Origin of the sequence: Pantoea sp. F_5, from assembly GCF_008631595.1 — a bacterium.
Taxonomy (GTDB): Bacteria; Pseudomonadota; Gammaproteobacteria; order Enterobacterales; family Enterobacteriaceae; genus Pantoea; species Pantoea gossypiicola.
Map to the genome: position 1 here is coordinate 12,636 of NZ_VWUO01000014.1, position 18,972 is coordinate 31,607.

Consider the following 18,972-nt stretch of genomic DNA (forward strand, 5'->3'; position numbering starts at 1 on the left):
TAAGGCGCTTGCTTAAGCGCGGCGGCCCGACGATCGTAAGGACATTGATGTGATTATGGCTCAACCCCATCTTTTGGCAGAAAGAATTTCTCGCCTTAGCAATGCGTTAGAAAAAGGATTATATGAACGGCACCATGCCATTCGCCTTTGCCTGCTGGCCGCGCTAAGCGGTGAAAGCGTGTTTCTGCTGGGACCGCCGGGCATCGCCAAGAGCCTGATTGCCCGCCGCCTTAAATATGCCTTCCAGCACGCCCGCGCCTTTGAATATCTGATGACCCGTTTTTCCACGCCGGAAGAGGTGTTTGGCCCGCTCTCCATTCAGGCACTGAAAGATGAAGGGCGCTACCAGCGTCTCACTAAAGGGTATCTTCCCGACGCCGAGATTGTTTTTCTGGATGAGATCTGGAAAGCCGGCCCGGCGATTCTGAATACCCTGCTGACCGCTATCAATGAACGCCGCTTCCGCAATGGTGACAGCGAAGAGACCATCCCGATGCGGCTGCTGGTTACCGCTTCCAACGAACTGCCGGAAGCGGATAGCGGTCTTGAGGCGCTCTATGATCGAATGTTGATCCGCCTGTGGCTGGATAACGTGCATGAGAAGCAGAACTTTCGCAGCATGCTGACCCACCAGCAGGATGAGCACACCAATCCGGTCACGGAATCCCTGCGCATCAGTGATGAAGAGTATGCGCAGTGGCAGCTCGGCATCAGTCAGGTCAGCCTGCCCGATGCCGTCTTTGAGCTGATTTATCAGCTGCGCCAGCAACTGGAAAGCCAGCCTGCCGCACCTTACATTTCCGATCGTCGCTGGAAAAAAGCCATTCATCTGCTGCAGGCCAGCGCCTTCTACAGTGGTCGCAACGCTATTGCCCCGATAGACCTGATCCTGCTGAAAGATTGTCTCTGGCACGACGTCGCCTCCATGCAGCTGCTGGAACGAGAAATCGATCAGCTGATGACGCAGCACGCCTGGCAGCAGCAGCCAATGCTGCTGAAACTGCAGCAGATAAAAGCGCGTCGCCTGGCTCTGCAGCAACAGCAGAGCATCGCGCAGGCGATCACCCTGGAAAAACACAGCGGCATGTTCAGCCGCAAGCCCCATTACGATCTGCCGGAAAGCTTTACCGATGAGCAACTGACGCTGATGCTGCAAAAGCCGCTGATGCTGCATGACATGCAGGTAAGCCATCTGGTGATTGCGCGTGATGCCCTGAATCAGTGGCTGCAGAAAGGGGGTGAGGTTCGCGGCAAGCTCAATGGGATTGGTTTTGCGCAGAGTCTGGATTTACAGGTGGATGCGCAGCACTGCCTGGCTATCCGTGATGTCAGCCTGCAATCGTCACGTCTGATGCTGCCAGGCGTCAGCAATAGCGAGCCGTTGCCCGGTGAGATCACCGATGCGCTGGATGCGCTGGAAAGTGAGCTGCGGTCGCAGCGTCATCTGTTCAGCCAGCATCAGCGCTGCCTGTTTATCAGCGATGACTGGCTGGCGCGGGTCGAAACCAGCCTGCAGGATGTGGCCGAACAGCTGAAACAGGCGCGTAAATGATCTCAGTCGAGATGCTGAGCACACTGCTCTCAGTGGGTGAGACAGAACTGATTGAAGAGCTGATTATTGCCCTGCTGGCGTCCCCACAGCTGGCGCTGTTTTTTGAAAAATTCCCCGGACTAAAAAAAGCGCTACTGCGCGATGTGCCACGCTGGCGAGCGGAGATTAGTGCTGAATTCAAAGCCACGCCGGTTCCGGCCACGCTGGCCGAAGAGTTTCAGCTGTTTCAGCGGGTACAACTCCTCAGCGATCGTGAATTCAGCCAACAGCTCAATGCAACCCTTCAGGCGCTGCAAAGCCTGCCGTCGCCTTTTCTGGATGAAGCGAACCGGTTGCTGCAGCACACCGATGTCAGCCATCTCAGCAGCGCGCAGCACCAGCTATTTTTACAGCGCTGGCGGCTGAGCCTGACCTTACAGACCCTGACGCTGAATCAGGATTTGCTGGAGCAGCAGCGCGAACGCCTGCTGGCGGAACTGCAGCAGCGCATGGCGCTGAGCGGTCAGCTGGCACCCATTCTCGGTGACGATGATGAAGCCGCCGCGGGTCGGCTGTGGGACATGAGCAAAGCGTCACTGCAGCCTGGTGACTATCAGCTGATGCTGCAATATGGCGACTTTCTGGCCCAGCAACCGGAGCTGCTGAAGCTGGCCCAGCAGCTGGGACGCAGTCGGGAGGCCAAATCGGTGCCATCGCAGAATGCTCCGATGGAAGCTTTTCATCATCTGGTGCAGGAGCCTGCGTCCGTGCCGGAAGAGGTCAGCGGCATTCATCAGAGCGATGACGTACTGCGGCTGCTGCCACCGGAGTTAGCCGCACTGAGCATCAGCGAACTGGAGCTGGAATTTTACCGGCGGCTGGTCGAGAAACGGCTACTGACCTATAAGCTGCAGGGCGATGCCTGGCATGAAAAGATAACGATGCGTCCGGCCAGCCACCAGCAGCATGAAGAGCAGCCGCGCGGGCCGTTTATCGTCTGCGTCGATACCTCCGGTTCGATGGGAGGCTTCAACGAGCGCTGCGCCAAAGCATTCTGTCTGGCACTGCTGAAGGTTGCGCTGGCCGATCGCCGTCGCTGCTACATCATGCTGTTTGCGCATGAGGTGATTGGCTATGAGCTGACCGGTGACGATGGACTGGAGCAGGCGATTCGCTTTCTGAGCCAGCGTTTCCGTGGCGGCACCGATCTGGCTGCCTGTCTCTCTTCGGTTGTCACCCGAATGGAAGGCGCACTGTGGGAGGAAGCCGATGCGGTGATCGTTTCCGATTTTATTGCCCAGCGTCTGCCGGAAGAGGTCATTGGGGCGATCAAAAAACGCCAGCGACATAATCAGCAACGTTTTCACGCCGTGGCTATGTCGGCCCATGGGAAACCAGGCATTCTGCGCATCTTCGACCATATCTGGCGCTTCGACACCGGCATGAAAAGCCGCCTGCTGCGCCACTGGCGCCGTTAAGAGTCTGTCCCGACAGGCGTAATTGTTGCAGGCAGTCTGGACACGGACAGCGCGGAACAATCCGTAGTACACGTAGTACGTGAGGATGACTCGCTGTGCTCGCCCCTTCAGGGCGTTCAGGTTGCTAAAGCAGCCTGTGTGAGCACTGCCCAGGTTCAGACTGCCAAATAAAATAGCCTGACGGGCAGGCTCTAAGTCATCTGACAGAAAAGCTTCTTTGCTATAGTGAATTACCGTTTCACTTACTCAGCAATCTGGAGCTTCCTGTGACGCTTGCTCAACCCCACCGCGATCTGCCTGCACCGACGCGGACGTTAATGCTTTCCGGCCAGAACATAGAACAAAAACGTGCCGAATTGCTGGCCTATTTTCATCAAACCTGGGACCAGTATGAGAGTCTGTTTACCTGTCTGGCGGATCCGCAGGCCTGGTTCACCAAAGCCATTCCGCTGCGCCATCCCCTGATTTTCTATTTTGGTCACACCGCAACCTTCTACATTAATAAGCTAATGGCCGGACGCCTCATTGATGCGCGTCTGGACGATCGTATCGAAGCGATGATGGCGATTGGTGTGGATGAGATGAGCTGGGACGATCTCAATGACAGTCACTATGACTGGCCCACCATTGATGAAGTCCGTAAATACCGTGGGCGCGTTAAAGCGCTGGTCAGCGATCTTATTCAGACCATGCCGATCACCCTGCCGATCAACTGGGAAAGTCCGGCCTGGGTGATCCTGATGGGCATCGAGCATGAGCGCATCCATCTGGAAACCTCCAGCGTGCTGATCCGCCAGCTACCGATTGAGTGGGTCAAGCCCCAGTCCGCATGGCCCATCTGTCCGCTGGCGCGCCACCAGCGTCAGACCGTTCCGGCCAATGCCCTGCTGCCAATGCCAGGCGGCACCGTCACGCTGGGTAAAACCGACGATACCTACGGCTGGGATAATGAATATGGCCGCCAGCAGGTTAAGCTGCAGCCGTTCCAGGCGAGCAAAATGCTGGTCAGCAATGCTGAATTCATGGCGTTCGTAGAGGCGGGCGGTTATCGGGATGCCCGCTGGTGGGATGATGAAGGCTGGGGCTGGTGTCAGTTTGCCAGAGCGGAGATGCCCACTTTCTGGGTCGGTTCACCAGCGATGCCCGATCAGCTTAAACTGCGTCTGATGTGTGAAGAAGTGGCGATGCCGTGGGACTGGCCTGCTGAGGTCAATCAGCTGGAAGCAGCCGCCTTCTGCCGCTGGAAAGCGGAACAGACCGGCATGAGCGTTCAGCTCCCGTGTGAAGCGGAGTGGGCTCAGCTGCGCGAGCAGGTTGCGGGCGATCAGCCGGACTGGGAACCGACGCCGGGCAACATTAACCTGGCGTACTGGGCTTCCTCATCGCCGGTCGATCTCTTCGCCCAAGGCGCGTTCTTCGATATCGTCGGTAACGTCTGGCAATGGACGACCACGCCGACCAATGGCTTTGAAGGCTTCAAAGTCCACCCGCTTTACGATGATTTCTCTACCCCGACCTTCGATGGCAAACATTCCCTGATCAAAGGCGGAAGCTGGATCTCGACCGGCAATGAGGCGCTGAAATCGGCACGCTATGCGTTCCGCCGCCACTTCTTCCAGCACGCCGGTTTCCGCTACGTGGTGTCCAGCCATCAGGAGACCATGGCGCTGAACCCGTATGAATCTGACGCGATGGTGTCGCAGTACCTCGACTTCCAGTATGGCCCGCGCTATTTCGGCGTGGATAACTATGCCGAGAGCCTGGTGAAGCTGGCGCTGAATTACACTTCAGCCCGTGGTGATGCCCTGGATATCGGCTGTGCCACCGGACGCGCCAGTTTTGAACTGGCTCGCCACTTTGAGCGCGTTACCGGAATGGACTACTCGGCCCGCTTCATTGATGTAGCGCTGCAACTGGCCAGCGGCGAAGACTTCCGCTATCTGCTGCCTCAGGAAGGCGAGCTGGTTGAGTATCGTCAGGTTCGCCTGAAAGATTTTGCGCTGGAGAGCGAACTGGCGCAGCGGATTCAGTTTGTTCAGGGCGACGCCTGTAACCTGAAGCCGCAGCCGGGTCGTTACGATCTTGTGCTCGCCTCCAACCTGATCGATCGCCTGCGTCAACCCGCGCGCTTCCTGCGGGATGTCACGCCGATGCTGCGTCAGGGCGGCATCCTGCTGCTCTCATCGCCTTATACCTGGCTGGAGGAATTCACGCCGAAGGAGAACTGGCTGGGCGGCGTGCGTGAAAATGGTGAGGCGCTGACGACACTGCAGGCGCTGCAACGTCAGCTGGCAGCTGACTTCGAACTGGTCGACGAACCGCAGGATAAACCCTTTGTGATCCGCGAAACGGCCCGCAAATTCCAGCACACGCTGGCGCAGGTCACCATCTGGCGCAAACGCTAAGAGAACCGGCAGCGGCGTCCGTCGCTGCCGGTAGTTGCCTGAACCGCTATTTTGCTGCACATTCACCCTTGTTTACTTAAAGCAGACCAATAACGAGGATGGCCATGGCCGAACATCTGCAGCTCGATAACCTGGATCGCGGCATTCTGAATGCCCTGCTGGATAATGCGCGTACCGCTTACGCCGAGCTGGCAAAACAGTTTAATGTCAGCCCCGGCACCATTCATGTGCGTGTGGAAAAGATGAAGCAGGCGGGGATTATCCTGGGCACCCGGGTGGATATCGATCCACGTCAGCTGGGGTTTGATGTCTGCTGTTTTATCGGCATTATCCTCAAAAGCGCACGAGACTATCCGGCGGCGCTGAGCAAACTGGAGGCGCTGGATGAAGTGGTTGAGGCCTGGTACACCACCGGCCACTACAGCATCTTTATTAAAGTGATGTGCCGATCAATCGACGCCCTGCAACAGGTGCTGATCAATAAGATCCAGACCATCGATGAAATTCAGTCGACAGAAACCCTGATCTCGCTGCAAAACCCGATCATGCGTACCATCAAGCCCTGATCCATCCCGCCTTGTGCATAATCTTATCCCTGACGAATGTGGCGGCTGACAACGGCTGCGTTCGCTTCCTCTGATCTATTAACCCTGTTGTCCACAGGTGGATCACCGCTTGATCACAGCGTACAATGCTCGCCTTAATGTCCGGGAGAGCAAGATGGCCGATATTACCTTAATCAGTGGCAGTACTCTGGGTAGCGCAGAGTATGTGGCTGAACATCTCGAAGAAAAATTACAGGAAGCGGGCTTCTCAACCCAGATGCTGCACGGCCCGGAGCTGGATGAGGTGCCGCAGGAGGGCATCTGGCTGGTGGTCTGTTCAACGCATGGTGCAGGGGATATTCCCGACAATCTGCTGCCACTGTTCGAAGCCATTCGTGACAGCCAGCCCGATCTCTCTCAGGTTCGTTTTGGGGCAATTGGCCTCGGCAATCACGAATACGATCTCTTCTGTGGTGCGATCCGTCAGATTGAAGCACAGCTGATTGCTCAGGGAGCCCGGCAGATCGGCGATCGTCTGGAGATTGACGTGCTGGAGCATGAGATCCCTGAAGATCCGGCGGAAGCCTGGCTGGAAAGCTGGAAAAAGACGATCTGAAGGGGGCTGGGGATCGCGAAATAGTGATGATCCCCAGTGGAAGATGCTGATTTTATCCTTTCCCGCTCGTTTATTTTGTGGATAACTACCCTATTTTACTGCGTATAACCGGTAGTTATCCAAAGAATAACGGAAGAGTTATTTTCGTGCTGTGGATAACATCGGCTTTTGATCCCAGCTTATACGGATCAGGATCACCGATCACTCACAGCTAGTGATCCTCGCCATCCTGTTGTTTCTGTTCTGCTTCTGGCACATATCCACAGACAGGCGGGATCCTAATAAGAGATCTAACAGAAAGATCATATACAGATCTAAGATCCTTTCTTTTAAAACCGGACGATCCCGCGGCTTTCACCCCAGACGGAATTTGAGTAGAATCCACGCCCCAGGACGACGATCCTGCACGTTCATCAACCGAGGTACCACTTCATGTTTTATCAGGATCCTTTTGACGTCATCGTAATAGGTGGTGGTCATGCGGGCACCGAAGCCGCAATGGCGGCAGCCCGAATGGGTCAGCAAACCCTGTTACTCACCCATAACATTGATACGCTTGGACAAATGTCCTGTAACCCGGCGATTGGTGGTATTGGCAAAGGACATTTGGTGAAGGAAGTGGATGCCCTGGGTGGTCTGATGGCCAGTGCAATTGACCAGGCAGGTATCCAGTTCAGGATACTAAACGCCAGCAAAGGTCCGGCAGTACGGGCCACCCGTGCTCAGGCGGATCGCGTGCTTTATCGGCAGGCGGTGCGTACGGCTCTGGAGAATCAGCCCAATCTGATGATCTTCCAGCAGGCAGTCGACGATCTTATCGTGGAAAACGATCGTGTCGTGGGTGCCGTCACCCAGATGGGACTTAAGTTCCGCGCGAAAACCGTCGTGCTCACCGTCGGTACATTCCTTGACGGCAAAATTCATATCGGTCTGGACAATTACAGTGGCGGTCGCGCTGGCGATCCCCCGTCCATTCCGCTGGCAAAACGACTGCGTGCGCTGCCGCTGCGGGTAAACCGCCTCAAGACCGGTACGCCACCGCGTATCGATGCGCGCACCATCGATTTTTCAGTGCTCAGCCCGCAGCACGGTGATAATCCGATGCCGGTCTTCTCGTTTTTGGGCAATGCCTCTCAGCATCCGCAGCAGGTGCCGTGCTGGATCACCCATACCAACGAGAAAACCCATGAGGTGATCCGCAATAACCTGGATCGCAGCCCGATGTACGCCGGGATCATTGAGGGGATCGGCCCACGCTACTGCCCGTCGATCGAAGACAAAGTCATGCGCTTCGCCGATCGTAACTCGCATCAAATCTTCCTGGAGCCGGAAGGCCTGACCAGCAATGAGATCTACCCGAACGGGATTTCGACCAGTCTGCCGTTTGACGTGCAGATTCAGATCGTCCGGTCGATGCAGGGCATGGAAAATGCGAAAATTGTGCGTCCGGGCTATGCCATCGAGTATGACTTCTTCGATCCCCGCGATCTTAAACCGACGCTGGAAAGTAAATTTATTCACGGCCTGTTCTTTGCCGGACAGATCAACGGCACAACCGGCTATGAAGAAGCGGCTGCACAGGGAATGCTGGCCGGTCTGAATGCGGCTCGTCAGTCTGCCGACAAAGAGGGCTGGGCACCACGCCGTGATCAGGCTTATCTCGGCGTACTGGTAGATGACCTCTGCACACTCGGCACCAAAGAGCCGTACCGGATGTTTACCTCACGTGCGGAATACCGTCTGATGCTGCGCGAGGACAATGCCGACCTGCGGCTGACCGAAACCGGCCGTGAACTGGGTCTGGTGGATGATGCACGCTGGGCGCGTTTCAATCAGAAGCTGGAAGCGATTGAACAGGAGCGTCAGCGCCTGCGCGATATCTGGGTTCATCCGAAGTCAGAGCACGTGACCGAAGTAAACACGGTACTCAGCGCGCCGCTGACTAAAGAAGCGAGCGGTGAAGATTTGCTGCGCCGTCCTGAGCTGACCTATCTGAAGCTGATGACGCTGGATGCCTTTGGTCCGGCACTGACTGATGAACAGGCCGCTGAGCAGGTTGAGATTCAGGTCAAATATGAAGGGTATATCGCGCGTCAGCAGGAAGAGATCGATCGCCAGCTGCGTAATGAGAATACGCTGCTGCCGGTAGAACTCGACTACCGTCAGGTGAATGGTCTCTCGAACGAGGTGATCGCCAAGCTGAACGATCACAAACCCGTATCGATTGGTCAGGCAACGCGCATCTCCGGCATTACTCCGGCGGCCATCTCAATTCTGCTGATCTATCTGAAAAAACAGGGTCTGCTGCGCAAAAGCGCCTGATCTGAAACGGGGCGAGGCGACTCGCCCCCGCTGAATGGACTTATGCTGTGATTAACACACTCACGTCGCTGCTAAAGGCAGCCGGTATTTCCCTCTCCGATCAACAAAAACAGCAGCTGGTTGCCTATGTCGGCCTGCTGGATAAGTGGAACAAAGCCTACAATCTGACATCTGTGCGCGATCCGCAGCAGATGCTGGTGCGTCATATCCTCGACAGCATCGTAGTGGCACCGCATCTGAAAGGTTCGCGTTTCATTGATGTGGGAACGGGTCCCGGCCTGCCAGGTATTCCGCTGGCTATCGTGATGCCCGATGCGCACTTTACGCTGCTCGACAGCCTGGGCAAGCGGGTGCGTTTCCTGCGTCAGGTTCAGCATGAGTTAGGACTCACTAACATTACTCCGGTGCAGAGTCGGGTTGAGACGTTCCCGGCTGAGCCGCCCTTTGATGGCGTCATCAGCCGTGCATTCGCCTCGCTGACCGACATGGTGAACTGGTGTCACCATCTGCCTGGCGGGGAAGGGCGCTTTTATGCGCTCAAAGGTGTCCGTCCGGACGATGAAATGGCTGAGTTACCGGCCGGCTATGTCTGCGATGCAGTAATAAAACTGCAGGTGCCTCAGCTGGAAGGTGATCGACATCTGGTCATCATTCGTCACCAGTAGGCCTCAGTTTCCAGAGATTTAACGCCTCTCTGCCAGGGTTTTTATCAGGGTACGGATGAAAAAAGTGCAGATGATGCGCTATCAATAAAAGATTTTGATTAAGCCCTGGCTAAGTGCGGGTTAAAAACGGAGACGGAAATTATCCGAAAAGCTCTGTTACATTTAACGTTTAATTCACATTCAGTTATCAGAAATATCACTTGTATAGGCGGGTCGCAGAATAAAAGTAGTCACGCCGGAAAATATATCGTGGTAATAACTTTGCGTGCGTAATATCAATTTCACGATTCTCATGCACAGTTCGATGTCAATAGCGTGTTTTCTGTGAAAATAGTCTTGCGGACACATTTATATAATTTCAATGTTCTGATTTTAAAGGATTAATCTTCTTTGCAGATTGTTCTTAAATAGGCCGCAGATAAAACTCAATGTCGTGTGAGTGCTTATTATGTGATCTAAAGCACGCTTTAAAAGCAAGATGCGAGTGAATTTTCAGTCAGATTTGGGTGAATCTCTGTAGGGTAATCTTTGGAAAAATAGCCCTCCGGAAAGAAATTTAAATAATTGTTCACCTTTTCGCTACTTACCGATTGAAATCGCAGGTGCGGCCCGTATAATTTGCACGGCTTTTGCTGCTTGACTCAACTGCGCAAAGGCAGTCTTATACGACACGCGACATACCCCTGATGGGGCAGGAGAGAATCAGCGTCATGTCAGTGTCTCTTTACAGTGTGAAATTCGCCCGAACGGTGCTGATGATTCAGCTGGTGACGATAGTCATCATCGGCGCACTCTTTGCTGTTAAAGATGTCACGTGGGGTGTCTCTGCTCTTGCTGGCGGAGCGGCAGCCTGGCTGCCAAACGTATTGTTTTTGTTTTTAGCCTGGCGCCTGCAGGGGCAATCCCCCGCTTCGGGGCGAGTCGCGTGGAGCTTCGCTTTAGGTGAAATTGCTAAAGTGTTTGCGACCATCATTTTGCTCATTGTGGCGTTGGGTCTGTTCGGGGCGGTCTTCTGGCCGGTCGGAATAACCTGGTTATCGGTGCTGGTGGTTCACATGCTGGCACCGGCGGTAATTAACAACAAAGGGTAAGAGGCATCATGGCTGCAGGAGAAATCTCTACTCCGCAAGAGTACATTGGTCACCACCTGACTCATCTTCAGTTGGACCTGCGTACCTTCGAGTTAGTGAATCCGCACGACGCTCCCGCGACGTTCTGGGTATTAAATATCGATTCCATGTTTTTCTCTCTGGTGCTGGGAGTTATCTTCCTGGTGTTGTTCCGTAGCGTAGCGAAGTCTGCTACCAGCGGTGTGCCAGGGAAAATGCAGGCGGCTATCGAACTGGTTGTCGGCTTCGTTGATAGTAACGTGCGCGACATGTATCACGGTAAGAGCAAACTTATCGCCCCGCTGGCTCTGACAATTTTTGTCTGGGTCTTCCTGATGAACTTCATGGATCTGCTGCCAATCGATCTGCTGCCATATATTGGTGAGCACGTATTGGGGTTACCGGCGCTGCGCGTCGTACCGTCTGCAGACGTGAACATCACGCTATCTATGGCGTTGGGCGTATTTATTTTGATTCTGTTCTACAGCATCAAAATGAAAGGCATTGGCGGCTTCACGAAAGAGCTGACGCTGCAGCCTTTTAACCACCCGATCTTCATCCCGATCAACCTGATTCTGGAAGGTGTAAGCCTTCTGTCTAAGCCTGTGTCACTGGGTTTACGACTGTTCGGTAACATGTATGCGGGTGAACTGATCTTTATCCTTATTGCCGGTCTGTTGCCGTGGTGGTCGCAGTGGGTGCTGAATGTGCCGTGGGCCATTTTCCACATCCTGATCATTTCGCTACAGGCTTTCATTTTCATGGTCCTCACGATTGTCTATCTGTCGATGGCATCTGAAGAGCATTGATTTTTTTCTCAACACTACTTTCCCTCTTGATTCCGGGTTGCAGCGCACGCCGCTGAAGCCCGGAAGATGAAGGGAGCATTTAACTGAAACAAACTGGAGACTGTCATGGAAAACCTGAATATGGATCTGCTGTACATGGCTGCCGCTGTGATGATGGGCCTGGCGGCAATCGGTGCTGCGATCGGTATCGGCATCCTCGGAGGAAAATTCCTGGAAGGCGCTGCTCGTCAGCCTGACCTGATTCCTCTGCTGCGTACGCAGTTCTTTGTTGTAATGGGTCTGGTGGATGCAATCCCGATGATCGCTGTTGGTCTGGGTCTGTACGTGATGTTTGCTGTCGCCTAAAGCCCTGTGTTCACTCAGCGCACAATGTGCAGGGGTGAACGGATTCTGCCGCTTATCACAACGATAACGGCAGAAAAGTTAAATACTCAATCTAGAGGCATTGTGCTGTGAACATTAATGCAACAATCCTCGGCCAGGCTATCGCGTTCATCCTGTTTGTCGCGTTCTGCATGAAGTACGTATGGCCGCCGCTCATGGCTGCTATCGAAAAGCGCCAGAAAGAAATTGCTGAAGGCCTTGCTTCTGCTGAACGTGCCAAGAAAGACTTGGATCTCGCGCAGGCTAATGCGACCGACCAGCTGAAAAAAGCCAAAGAAGACGCTCAGGTCATTATCGAGCAAGCGAACAAGCGTCGCGCGCAGATTCTGGACGAAGCGAAAACCGAAGCTGAAAACGAACGTAATCGCATCGTGACACAAGCGCAGGCTGAAATTGACGCCGAACGCAAACGTGCGCGTGAAGAACTGCGTAAGCAGGTTGCGTTGCTGGCTATGGCTGGTGCCGAGAAGATCATCGAACGCTCCGTGGATGAAGCTGCTAACAGCGACATCGTTGATAAACTGGTCGCTGAACTGTAAGGAGGGAGGGGCTGATGTCTGATCTGATTACTGTAGCTCGCCCCTACGCCAAAGCAGCTTTTGACTTTGCTGTTGAGCATCAAAGTATTGAACGCTGGCAACAGATGCTGGCGTTTGCCGCAGAAGTGGCTCGCAATGAACAGATGGCTGATCTTCTCTCCGGTGCATTAGCACCTGAAGCGCTGGCAGCGTCGTTTAACGCAGTCTGTGGTGATCAACTGGATGAACCCGCGCAGAACCTGATTAAGGTGATGGCGGAAAACGGACGTTTGACAGCGCTTCCGGCTGTACTGGCCCAATACATCGAACTGCGTGACGCTCATGAAGCCACCGCTGAAGTTGATGTTATCTCCGCCAGTACGCTGAGTGACGACCAGCTGAATAAAATCAGCGCCGCGATGGAAAAACGTCTGTCACGCAAAGTTAAGCTGAATTGCAAAATTGATAAGTCTGTGATGGCAGGCGTGATCATCCGTTCGGGTGATCTGGTTATTGATGGCAGCGTACGCGGCCGTCTTGACCGTCTGGCTGACGTCTTGCAGTCTTAAGGGGACTGGAGCATATGCAACTGAATTCCACCGAAATCAGCGAACTGATCAAGCAGCGCATTGCTCAGTTCAATGTCGTGAGCGAAGCTCACAACGAAGGTACGATTGTTTCTGTAAGTGACGGTATCATCCGCGTACACGGCCTGGCCGATGTCATGCAGGGTGAGATGATTGCCCTGCCGGGTAACCGTTACGCTATCGCCCTGAACCTCGAGCGTGACTCGGTTGGTGCAGTGGTGATGGGTCCTTACGCTGACCTCGCCGAAGGCATGAAGGTTAAGTGTACTGGCCGTATTCTTGAAGTACCGGTAGGCCGTGGCCTGCTGGGCCGCGTCGTGAACACACTGGGTGCTCCTATCGACGGTAAAGGCGCAATCGACAACGACGGTTTCTCACCGGTTGAAGTGATTGCGCCTGGCGTTATCGACCGTCAGTCAGTCGACCAGCCGGTTCAGACCGGTTATAAGTCGGTCGATGCGATGATTCCAATCGGCCGTGGCCAGCGTGAGCTGATCATCGGTGACCGTCAGACCGGTAAAACCGCGATGGCGATCGATGCGATCATCAACCAGCGCGACTCAGGCATCAAGTGTGTCTACGTTGCGATTGGTCAGAAAGCCTCAACCATCTCTAACGTGGTTCGTAAGCTGGAAGAGCATGGCGCACTGCAGAACACTATCGTTGTTGTGGCGTCTGCTTCTGAATCAGCTGCACTGCAGTATCTCTCTCCGTACGCAGGTTGTGCGATGGGCGAATACTTCCGTGACCGTGGTGAAGACGCGCTGATCGTATACGATGACCTCTCCAAACAGGCTATCGCTTACCGTCAAATTTCTCTGCTGCTGCGCCGTCCACCAGGCCGTGAAGCGTTTCCTGGCGACGTGTTCTATCTCCACTCCCGTCTGCTGGAACGTGCATCACGCGTAAGCGCTGATTATGTAGAACGTTTCACCAATGGCGCAGTGACAGGTAAAACCGGTTCACTGACCGCGCTGCCGATCATCGAAACTCAGGCGGGCGATGTTTCTGCGTTCGTTCCGACCAACGTAATCTCGATTACTGACGGTCAGATCTTCTTGGAATCGAACCTGTTTAACTCCGGTATTCGTCCGGCTGTTAACCCAGGTATTTCGGTATCCCGCGTAGGTGGTGCTGCACAGACCAAGATCATCAAGAAACTGTCCGGTGGTATCCGTACCGCGCTGGCACAGTATCGTGAACTGGCGGCGTTCTCGCAGTTCGCATCTGATCTGGATGATGCTACCCGCAAACAGCTGAGCCACGGTCAGAAAGTGACCGAGCTGCTGAAGCAGAAACAGTATGCGCCGATGTCTGTCGCGCAGCAGGGTCTGGTTCTGTTCGCTGCAGAGCGTGGCTACCTGAACGACGTTGAGCTGGCAAAAATTGGCAGCTTCGAAGCTGCACTGCTGGCCTTCGCCGATCGCGACCACGCTGAGCTGATGGCTGAAATCAACCAGTCGGGTAACTTTAACAACGATATCGAAGCGAAGCTGAAAGGCCTGATCGATACGTTTAAAGCAACCCAGTCCTGGTAATGTCTGGCGGCTTGTCTGAAAAGGCAGGCCGCAAGGCTTTGAGGAGAAGCTAATGGCCGGCGCAAAAGAGATACGAAGCAAGATTGGAAGCGTGAAAAACACGCAGAAGATCACCAAAGCGATGGAAATGGTCGCCGCCTCCAAGATGCGTAAAACGCAGGAACGCATGGCGGCCAGCCGTCCGTATGCAGACACCATGCGCAAAGTGATTGGTCACCTTGCGTTGGGTAATCTGGAATACAAGCACCCTTACCTGGAACAGCGCGACGTCAAGCGCGTCGGCTACCTGGTCGTTTCTACAGACCGCGGGCTTTGTGGTGGTTTGAACATTAACCTGTTCAAAAAATTACTGGCGGATATGAAGTCCTGGTCCGATAAAGGCGTGCAGAGCGATCTGTCGATTATCGGTTCAAAAGGGGCGTCATTCTTCAGTGCTGTGGGTGGCAACATTGTGGCGAAAGTCAGCGGAATGGGTGATAAACCTGCCTTGTCTGATCTGATTGGCCCGGTAAAAGTGATGTTGCAGGCTTATGATGAAGGCCGCATCGACAAACTGATGATCGTCAGTAACAAATTCAATAACACCATGTCTCAGACTCCGACCATCACCCAACTGCTGCCGTTAGCGCCAGCGGAAGGTGAAGAAGAGATGAAGGCGAAGACCTGGGATTACCTGTACGAACCCGATCCGAAAGCGCTGCTGGATACCCTGCTGCGTCGTTATGTCGAATCGCAGGTTTATCAGGGTGTGGTGGAAAATCTGGCCAGTGAGCAGGCTGCACGTATGGTGGCGATGAAAGCCGCAACCGACAACGGCGGAAATCTGATCAAAGAGCTGCAGTTGGTATACAACAAAGCTCGTCAGGCCAGCATCACCCAGGAACTTACCGAGATCGTCTCGGGGGCCTCCGCGGTTTAACCAGGTTTGGAATTAGGTAGAGGATTCAAGATGGCAACTGGAAAGATTGTCCAGATTATCGGCGCCGTTGTTGACGTCGAATTCCCTCAGGACGCGGTACCGCAAGTGTACAGTGCCCTTGAGGTGATGAATGGTGATGCGCGTCTGGTGCTGGAAGTGCAGCAGCAGCTCGGCGGCGGCGTAGTTCGTACCATCGCAATGGGTACGTCTGACGGCCTGAAGCGTGGTCTGAACGTCAACGACCTGCAGAAACCGATTCAGGTTCCGGTCGGTAAAGCGACCCTGGGCCGTATCATGAACGTTCTCGGCGAGCCTATCGACATGAAAGGCGAGCTGAAAGAAGAAGATGGCAGCGCAGTAGAGATCGCCTCTATTCACCGCGCAGCGCCTTCTTATGAAGATCAGTCTAACTCGCAGGAACTGCTGGAAACCGGCATCAAGGTTATCGACCTGATGTGTCCGTTTGCCAAAGGCGGTAAAGTCGGTCTGTTCGGTGGTGCGGGTGTCGGTAAAACCGTCAACATGATGGAACTGATCCGTAACATCGCAGCTGAACACTCAGGTTACTCTGTGTTTGCTGGTGTGGGTGAGCGTACTCGTGAGGGTAACGACTTCTACCACGAAATGACTGACTCAAATGTTATCGATAAAGTTGCGCTGGTCTATGGCCAGATGAACGAGCCGCCGGGTAACCGTCTGCGCGTTGCACTGACCGGTCTGACCATGGCGGAAAAATTCCGTGATGAAGGCCGCGACGTTCTGCTGTTCATCGATAACATCTACCGTTATACCCTGGCCGGTACAGAAGTTTCTGCACTGCTGGGTCGTATGCCATCTGCGGTAGGTTACCAGCCAACGCTGGCAGAAGAGATGGGTGTGTTGCAGGAGCGTATTACCTCCACCAAGACCGGTTCAATCACCTCCGTACAGGCCGTTTACGTTCCTGCGGATGACCTGACTGACCCGTCACCAGCAACCACCTTTGCGCACTTAGACTCAACGGTAACGCTGAGCCGTCAGATCGCCTCTCTGGGTATCTACCCGGCCGTTGACCCGCTGGATTCTACCAGCCGTCAGCTGGATCCGCTGGTTGTCGGTCAGGAACACTATGATGTTGCGCGTGGCGTTCAGTCACTGCTGCAGCGTTATCAGGAACTGAAAGACATCATCGCCATCCTCGGTATGGATGAGCTGTCTGAAGAAGACAAACTGCTGGTGGCACGCGCGCGTAAGATTCAGCGCTTCCTGTCTCAGCCGTTCTTCGTTGCGGAAGTATTCACCGGTTCACCGGGTAAATACGTTTCCCTGAAAGACACTATCCGTGGCTTTAAAGGCATCATGGAAGGTGAGTTTGACCACCTGCCAGAGCAGGCCTTCTACATGGTTGGTGCCATCGAAGAAGCCGTGGAAAAAGCGAAGAAACTGTAATAACGGTTTCCCGGGAGGAAGATTATGGCTATGACTTATCACCTGGATGTGGTCAGCGCAGAGGAGCAGTTGTTCTCTGGTCTGGTACAGAAAATTCAGGTGTCAGGTAGCGAAGGTGAACTGGGGATTTTCCCTGGCCATGCGCCGCTGCTGACTGCCATTAAGCCTGGAATGATCCGTATCGTGAAACAGCACGGCGAAGAGGAGTATATCTACCTCTCTGGCGGCGTGCTGGAAGTGCAACCGGGCAGCAGCACCGTTCTGGCCGATACCGCGATTCGCGGTACCGATCTGGACGAAGCGCGTGCTCTGGAAGCAAAACGCAAAGCAGAAGAGCACATGAACAGCAGCCACGGCGACGTGGACTATGCTCAGGCCTCTGCCGAGCTGGCGAAAGCCATTGCTAAACTGCGCGTGATCGAACTGACCAAAAAAGCGATGTAATCCAGCTTTATGCGTCACGAAATGCCAGCCCTCGGGCTGGCATTTTTTTTGTCTGTAACGCCCGATCTGCCTGTCCGCCTAATTTCGGCCTGAGAAAAATGTAGTAATCTCAACCCCAAACCGTTTTACTTTCACCCGTAAAAATTCACTCAGGATAGTTATGTCTAACAGTGCGATGAGTGTGGTGATTCTTGCTGCTGGCAAGGGCACCCGTATGTATTCCGATCTGCCTAAAGTTCTGCATACGCTGGCAGGCAAACCGATGGTTCAGCACGTCATTGATGCTGCCAAAGGGCTGGGCGCACAGCAGGTGCATCTGGTTTATGGTCACGGCGGTGACCGCCTGAAAGCGACACTTACCGACAGCACGCTGAACTGGGTGCTGCAGGCCGAGCAGCTCGGCACTGGCCACGCCATGCAGCAGGCTGCGCCTGCTTTTGCCGATGATGAAGATATCATGATGCTTTACGGCGACGTGCCGCTGATCACTCAGGCGACATTACAGCGCCTGCGCGAAGCAAAACCGCAGGGTGGCATCGGCTTACTCACCGTGGTACTGGATGACCCGACCGGCTATGGCCGCATTGTGCGCGAGAACGACACCATCACCGGCATTATCGAACAGAAAGATGCCACCCCGGCGCAGCTCACCATTAAAGAGATCAACACTGGTATTCTGATCGCCAACGGCGGCGATTTAAAACGCTGGCTGTCACAGCTCACCAACAACAATGCACAGGGTGAGTACTACATCACCGATATTATCGCGCTGGCGCATCAGGAAGGTCGGGTAATCAACGCGGTTCATCCGGCACGCATCAGCGAAACCGATGGCGTAAATAACCGTCTGCAGCTGGCGACATTAGAACGTACTTACCAGGCTGAACAGGCGGAAAAACTGCTGCTGGCTGGCGTGATGCTGCGCGATCCGGCGCGGTTTGACCTGCGCGGGACGCTGGCGCATGGACGGGATGTGGAGATCGACACCAACGTCATTATTGAAGGCCAGGTTACGCTGGGTTCGCGCGTTAAAATCGGTGCGGGCTGCATCATCAAAAACAGCGTGATTGGCGATGATTGTGAAATCAGCCCCTATACGGTAATCGAGGATGCACATCTCGCCACCGCCTGCACCGTCGGGCCATTTGCCCGTCTGCGCCCGGGCAGCGAGCTGGCACACGCCGCTCACGTGGGCAACTTCGTTGAAATGAAGAAAGCGCGTCTGGGTAAGGGATCGAAAGCGGGCCACCTCTCTTATCTGGGTGATGCGGAGATTGGCGACAACGTGAACATCGGTGCAGGCACCATCACCTGCAACTACGATGGCGCGAATAAATTCAAAACCGTGATTGGCGATGACGTCTTTGTCGGCTCAGATACGCAGCTGGTGGCCCCGGTCAGCGTCGCGGCAGGCGCTACCATTGCGGCAGGCACCACCATCATGAAAGATGTGACCGAAGCCGGTCTGGTCTATAACCGTAAAGAACAGAATCACAAAGCGGACTGGCAGCGTCCGGTGAAGAAAAAATAAATTTTTAACGGCCCGCTTTATGCGGGCCGATGCAGTGCAGTGCCAAAACTATAATCCCCACTCTCTACAAGGCTCGGGGAACCGGCAAAGCCGGATATCAGGTCGCATGACAACAGAAGTGGCGAAAAGCCATGTAGTCAGGA

17 protein-coding genes are annotated in these 18,972 nt (G+C 54.4%); all 17 read left to right on the forward strand.

Annotated elements, in window-relative coordinates; translation table 11 throughout:
* Positions 1–55: 55 nt before the first annotated feature.
* The 17 genes from ravA to glmU all read left to right on the forward strand — a co-directional run bounded on the left by ravA (position 56) and on the right by glmU (position 18,829).
* Complete coding sequence (gene ravA / locus F3I44_RS17455; protein ID WP_150014444.1) at positions 56–1,552, forward strand: ATPase RavA; 1,497 nt, start codon at positions 56–58, stop codon at positions 1,550–1,552.
* Entirely contained in the window at positions 1,549–3,009 is a 1,461-nt protein-coding gene (viaA, locus tag F3I44_RS17460) for an ATPase RavA stimulator ViaA (protein ID WP_150014446.1), read from the forward strand. Before ravA ends, viaA begins: the two co-directional genes overlap by 4 nt.
* A 266-nt stretch (positions 3,010–3,275) precedes the next feature.
* Positions 3,276–5,414, forward strand: coding sequence for a 5-histidylcysteine sulfoxide synthase (gene ovoA / locus F3I44_RS17465; protein WP_150014448.1), 2,139 nt, complete (start codon positions 3,276–3,278; stop codon positions 5,412–5,414).
* A gap of 104 nt (positions 5,415–5,518) precedes the next feature.
* Positions 5,519–5,980: a transcriptional regulator AsnC gene (gene asnC / locus F3I44_RS17470; protein WP_013359557.1), complete on the forward strand. Its 462-nt coding sequence runs from the start codon at positions 5,519–5,521 to the stop codon at positions 5,978–5,980.
* A gap of 154 nt (positions 5,981–6,134) precedes the next feature.
* Entirely contained in the window at positions 6,135–6,575 is a 441-nt protein-coding gene (mioC, locus tag F3I44_RS17475) for an FMN-binding protein MioC (protein WP_150014450.1), read from the forward strand.
* 432 nt (positions 6,576–7,007) lie between these two features.
* Entirely contained in the window at positions 7,008–8,897 is a 1,890-nt protein-coding gene (mnmG, locus tag F3I44_RS17480) for a tRNA uridine-5-carboxymethylaminomethyl(34) synthesis enzyme MnmG (protein ID WP_150014452.1), read from the forward strand.
* A 47-nt stretch (positions 8,898–8,944) separates the two neighbouring features.
* Positions 8,945–9,562 carry a 16S rRNA (guanine(527)-N(7))-methyltransferase RsmG gene (rsmG, locus tag F3I44_RS17485; protein ID WP_150014454.1) on the forward strand — a complete coding sequence of 206 codons (618 nt, stop codon included), beginning with the start codon at positions 8,945–8,947 and terminating at the stop codon, positions 9,560–9,562.
* A 710-nt stretch (positions 9,563–10,272) separates the two neighbouring features.
* On the forward strand, positions 10,273–10,653 hold the full coding sequence (gene atpI, locus F3I44_RS17490; RefSeq protein WP_009088196.1) for a F0F1 ATP synthase subunit I: 381 nt from the start codon (positions 10,273–10,275) through the stop codon (positions 10,651–10,653).
* 8 nt (positions 10,654–10,661) lie between these two features.
* Positions 10,662–11,480, forward strand: coding sequence for a F0F1 ATP synthase subunit A (gene atpB / locus F3I44_RS17495; RefSeq protein ID WP_150014456.1), 819 nt, complete (start codon positions 10,662–10,664; stop codon positions 11,478–11,480).
* 105 nt (positions 11,481–11,585) lie between these two features.
* Positions 11,586–11,825, forward strand: a complete 240-nt coding sequence (atpE, locus tag F3I44_RS17500; RefSeq protein ID WP_003849523.1) for a F0F1 ATP synthase subunit C — start codon at positions 11,586–11,588, stop codon at positions 11,823–11,825.
* Between the two features lie 107 nt (positions 11,826–11,932).
* Complete coding sequence (gene atpF, locus F3I44_RS17505; protein ID WP_003849528.1) at positions 11,933–12,403, forward strand: F0F1 ATP synthase subunit B; 471 nt, start codon at positions 11,933–11,935, stop codon at positions 12,401–12,403.
* A gap of 14 nt (positions 12,404–12,417) precedes the next feature.
* Entirely contained in the window at positions 12,418–12,951 is a 534-nt protein-coding gene (gene atpH, locus F3I44_RS17510; protein WP_003849530.1) for a F0F1 ATP synthase subunit delta, read from the forward strand.
* Positions 12,952–12,965: 14 nt separating this feature from the next.
* Positions 12,966–14,507, forward strand: coding sequence for a F0F1 ATP synthase subunit alpha (gene atpA, locus F3I44_RS17515; protein WP_003849532.1), 1,542 nt, complete (start codon positions 12,966–12,968; stop codon positions 14,505–14,507).
* A gap of 52 nt (positions 14,508–14,559) precedes the next feature.
* Positions 14,560–15,426, forward strand: coding sequence for a F0F1 ATP synthase subunit gamma (atpG, locus tag F3I44_RS17520; RefSeq protein ID WP_150019498.1), 867 nt, complete (start codon positions 14,560–14,562; stop codon positions 15,424–15,426).
* Positions 15,427–15,456: 30 nt separating this feature from the next.
* Positions 15,457–16,854, forward strand: a complete 1,398-nt coding sequence (atpD, locus tag F3I44_RS17525) for a F0F1 ATP synthase subunit beta (RefSeq protein WP_009088209.1) — start codon at positions 15,457–15,459, stop codon at positions 16,852–16,854.
* Positions 16,855–16,878: 24 nt separating this feature from the next.
* A complete protein-coding gene (locus tag F3I44_RS17530; protein WP_008926374.1) occupies positions 16,879–17,298 on the forward strand; it encodes a F0F1 ATP synthase subunit epsilon in 420 nt (139 codons plus the stop codon).
* 160 nt (positions 17,299–17,458) lie between these two features.
* On the forward strand, positions 17,459–18,829 hold the full coding sequence (gene glmU / locus F3I44_RS17535) for a bifunctional UDP-N-acetylglucosamine diphosphorylase/glucosamine-1-phosphate N-acetyltransferase GlmU (protein ID WP_150014458.1): 1,371 nt from the start codon (positions 17,459–17,461) through the stop codon (positions 18,827–18,829).
* The last annotated feature ends 143 nt before the right edge of the window (positions 18,830–18,972 follow it).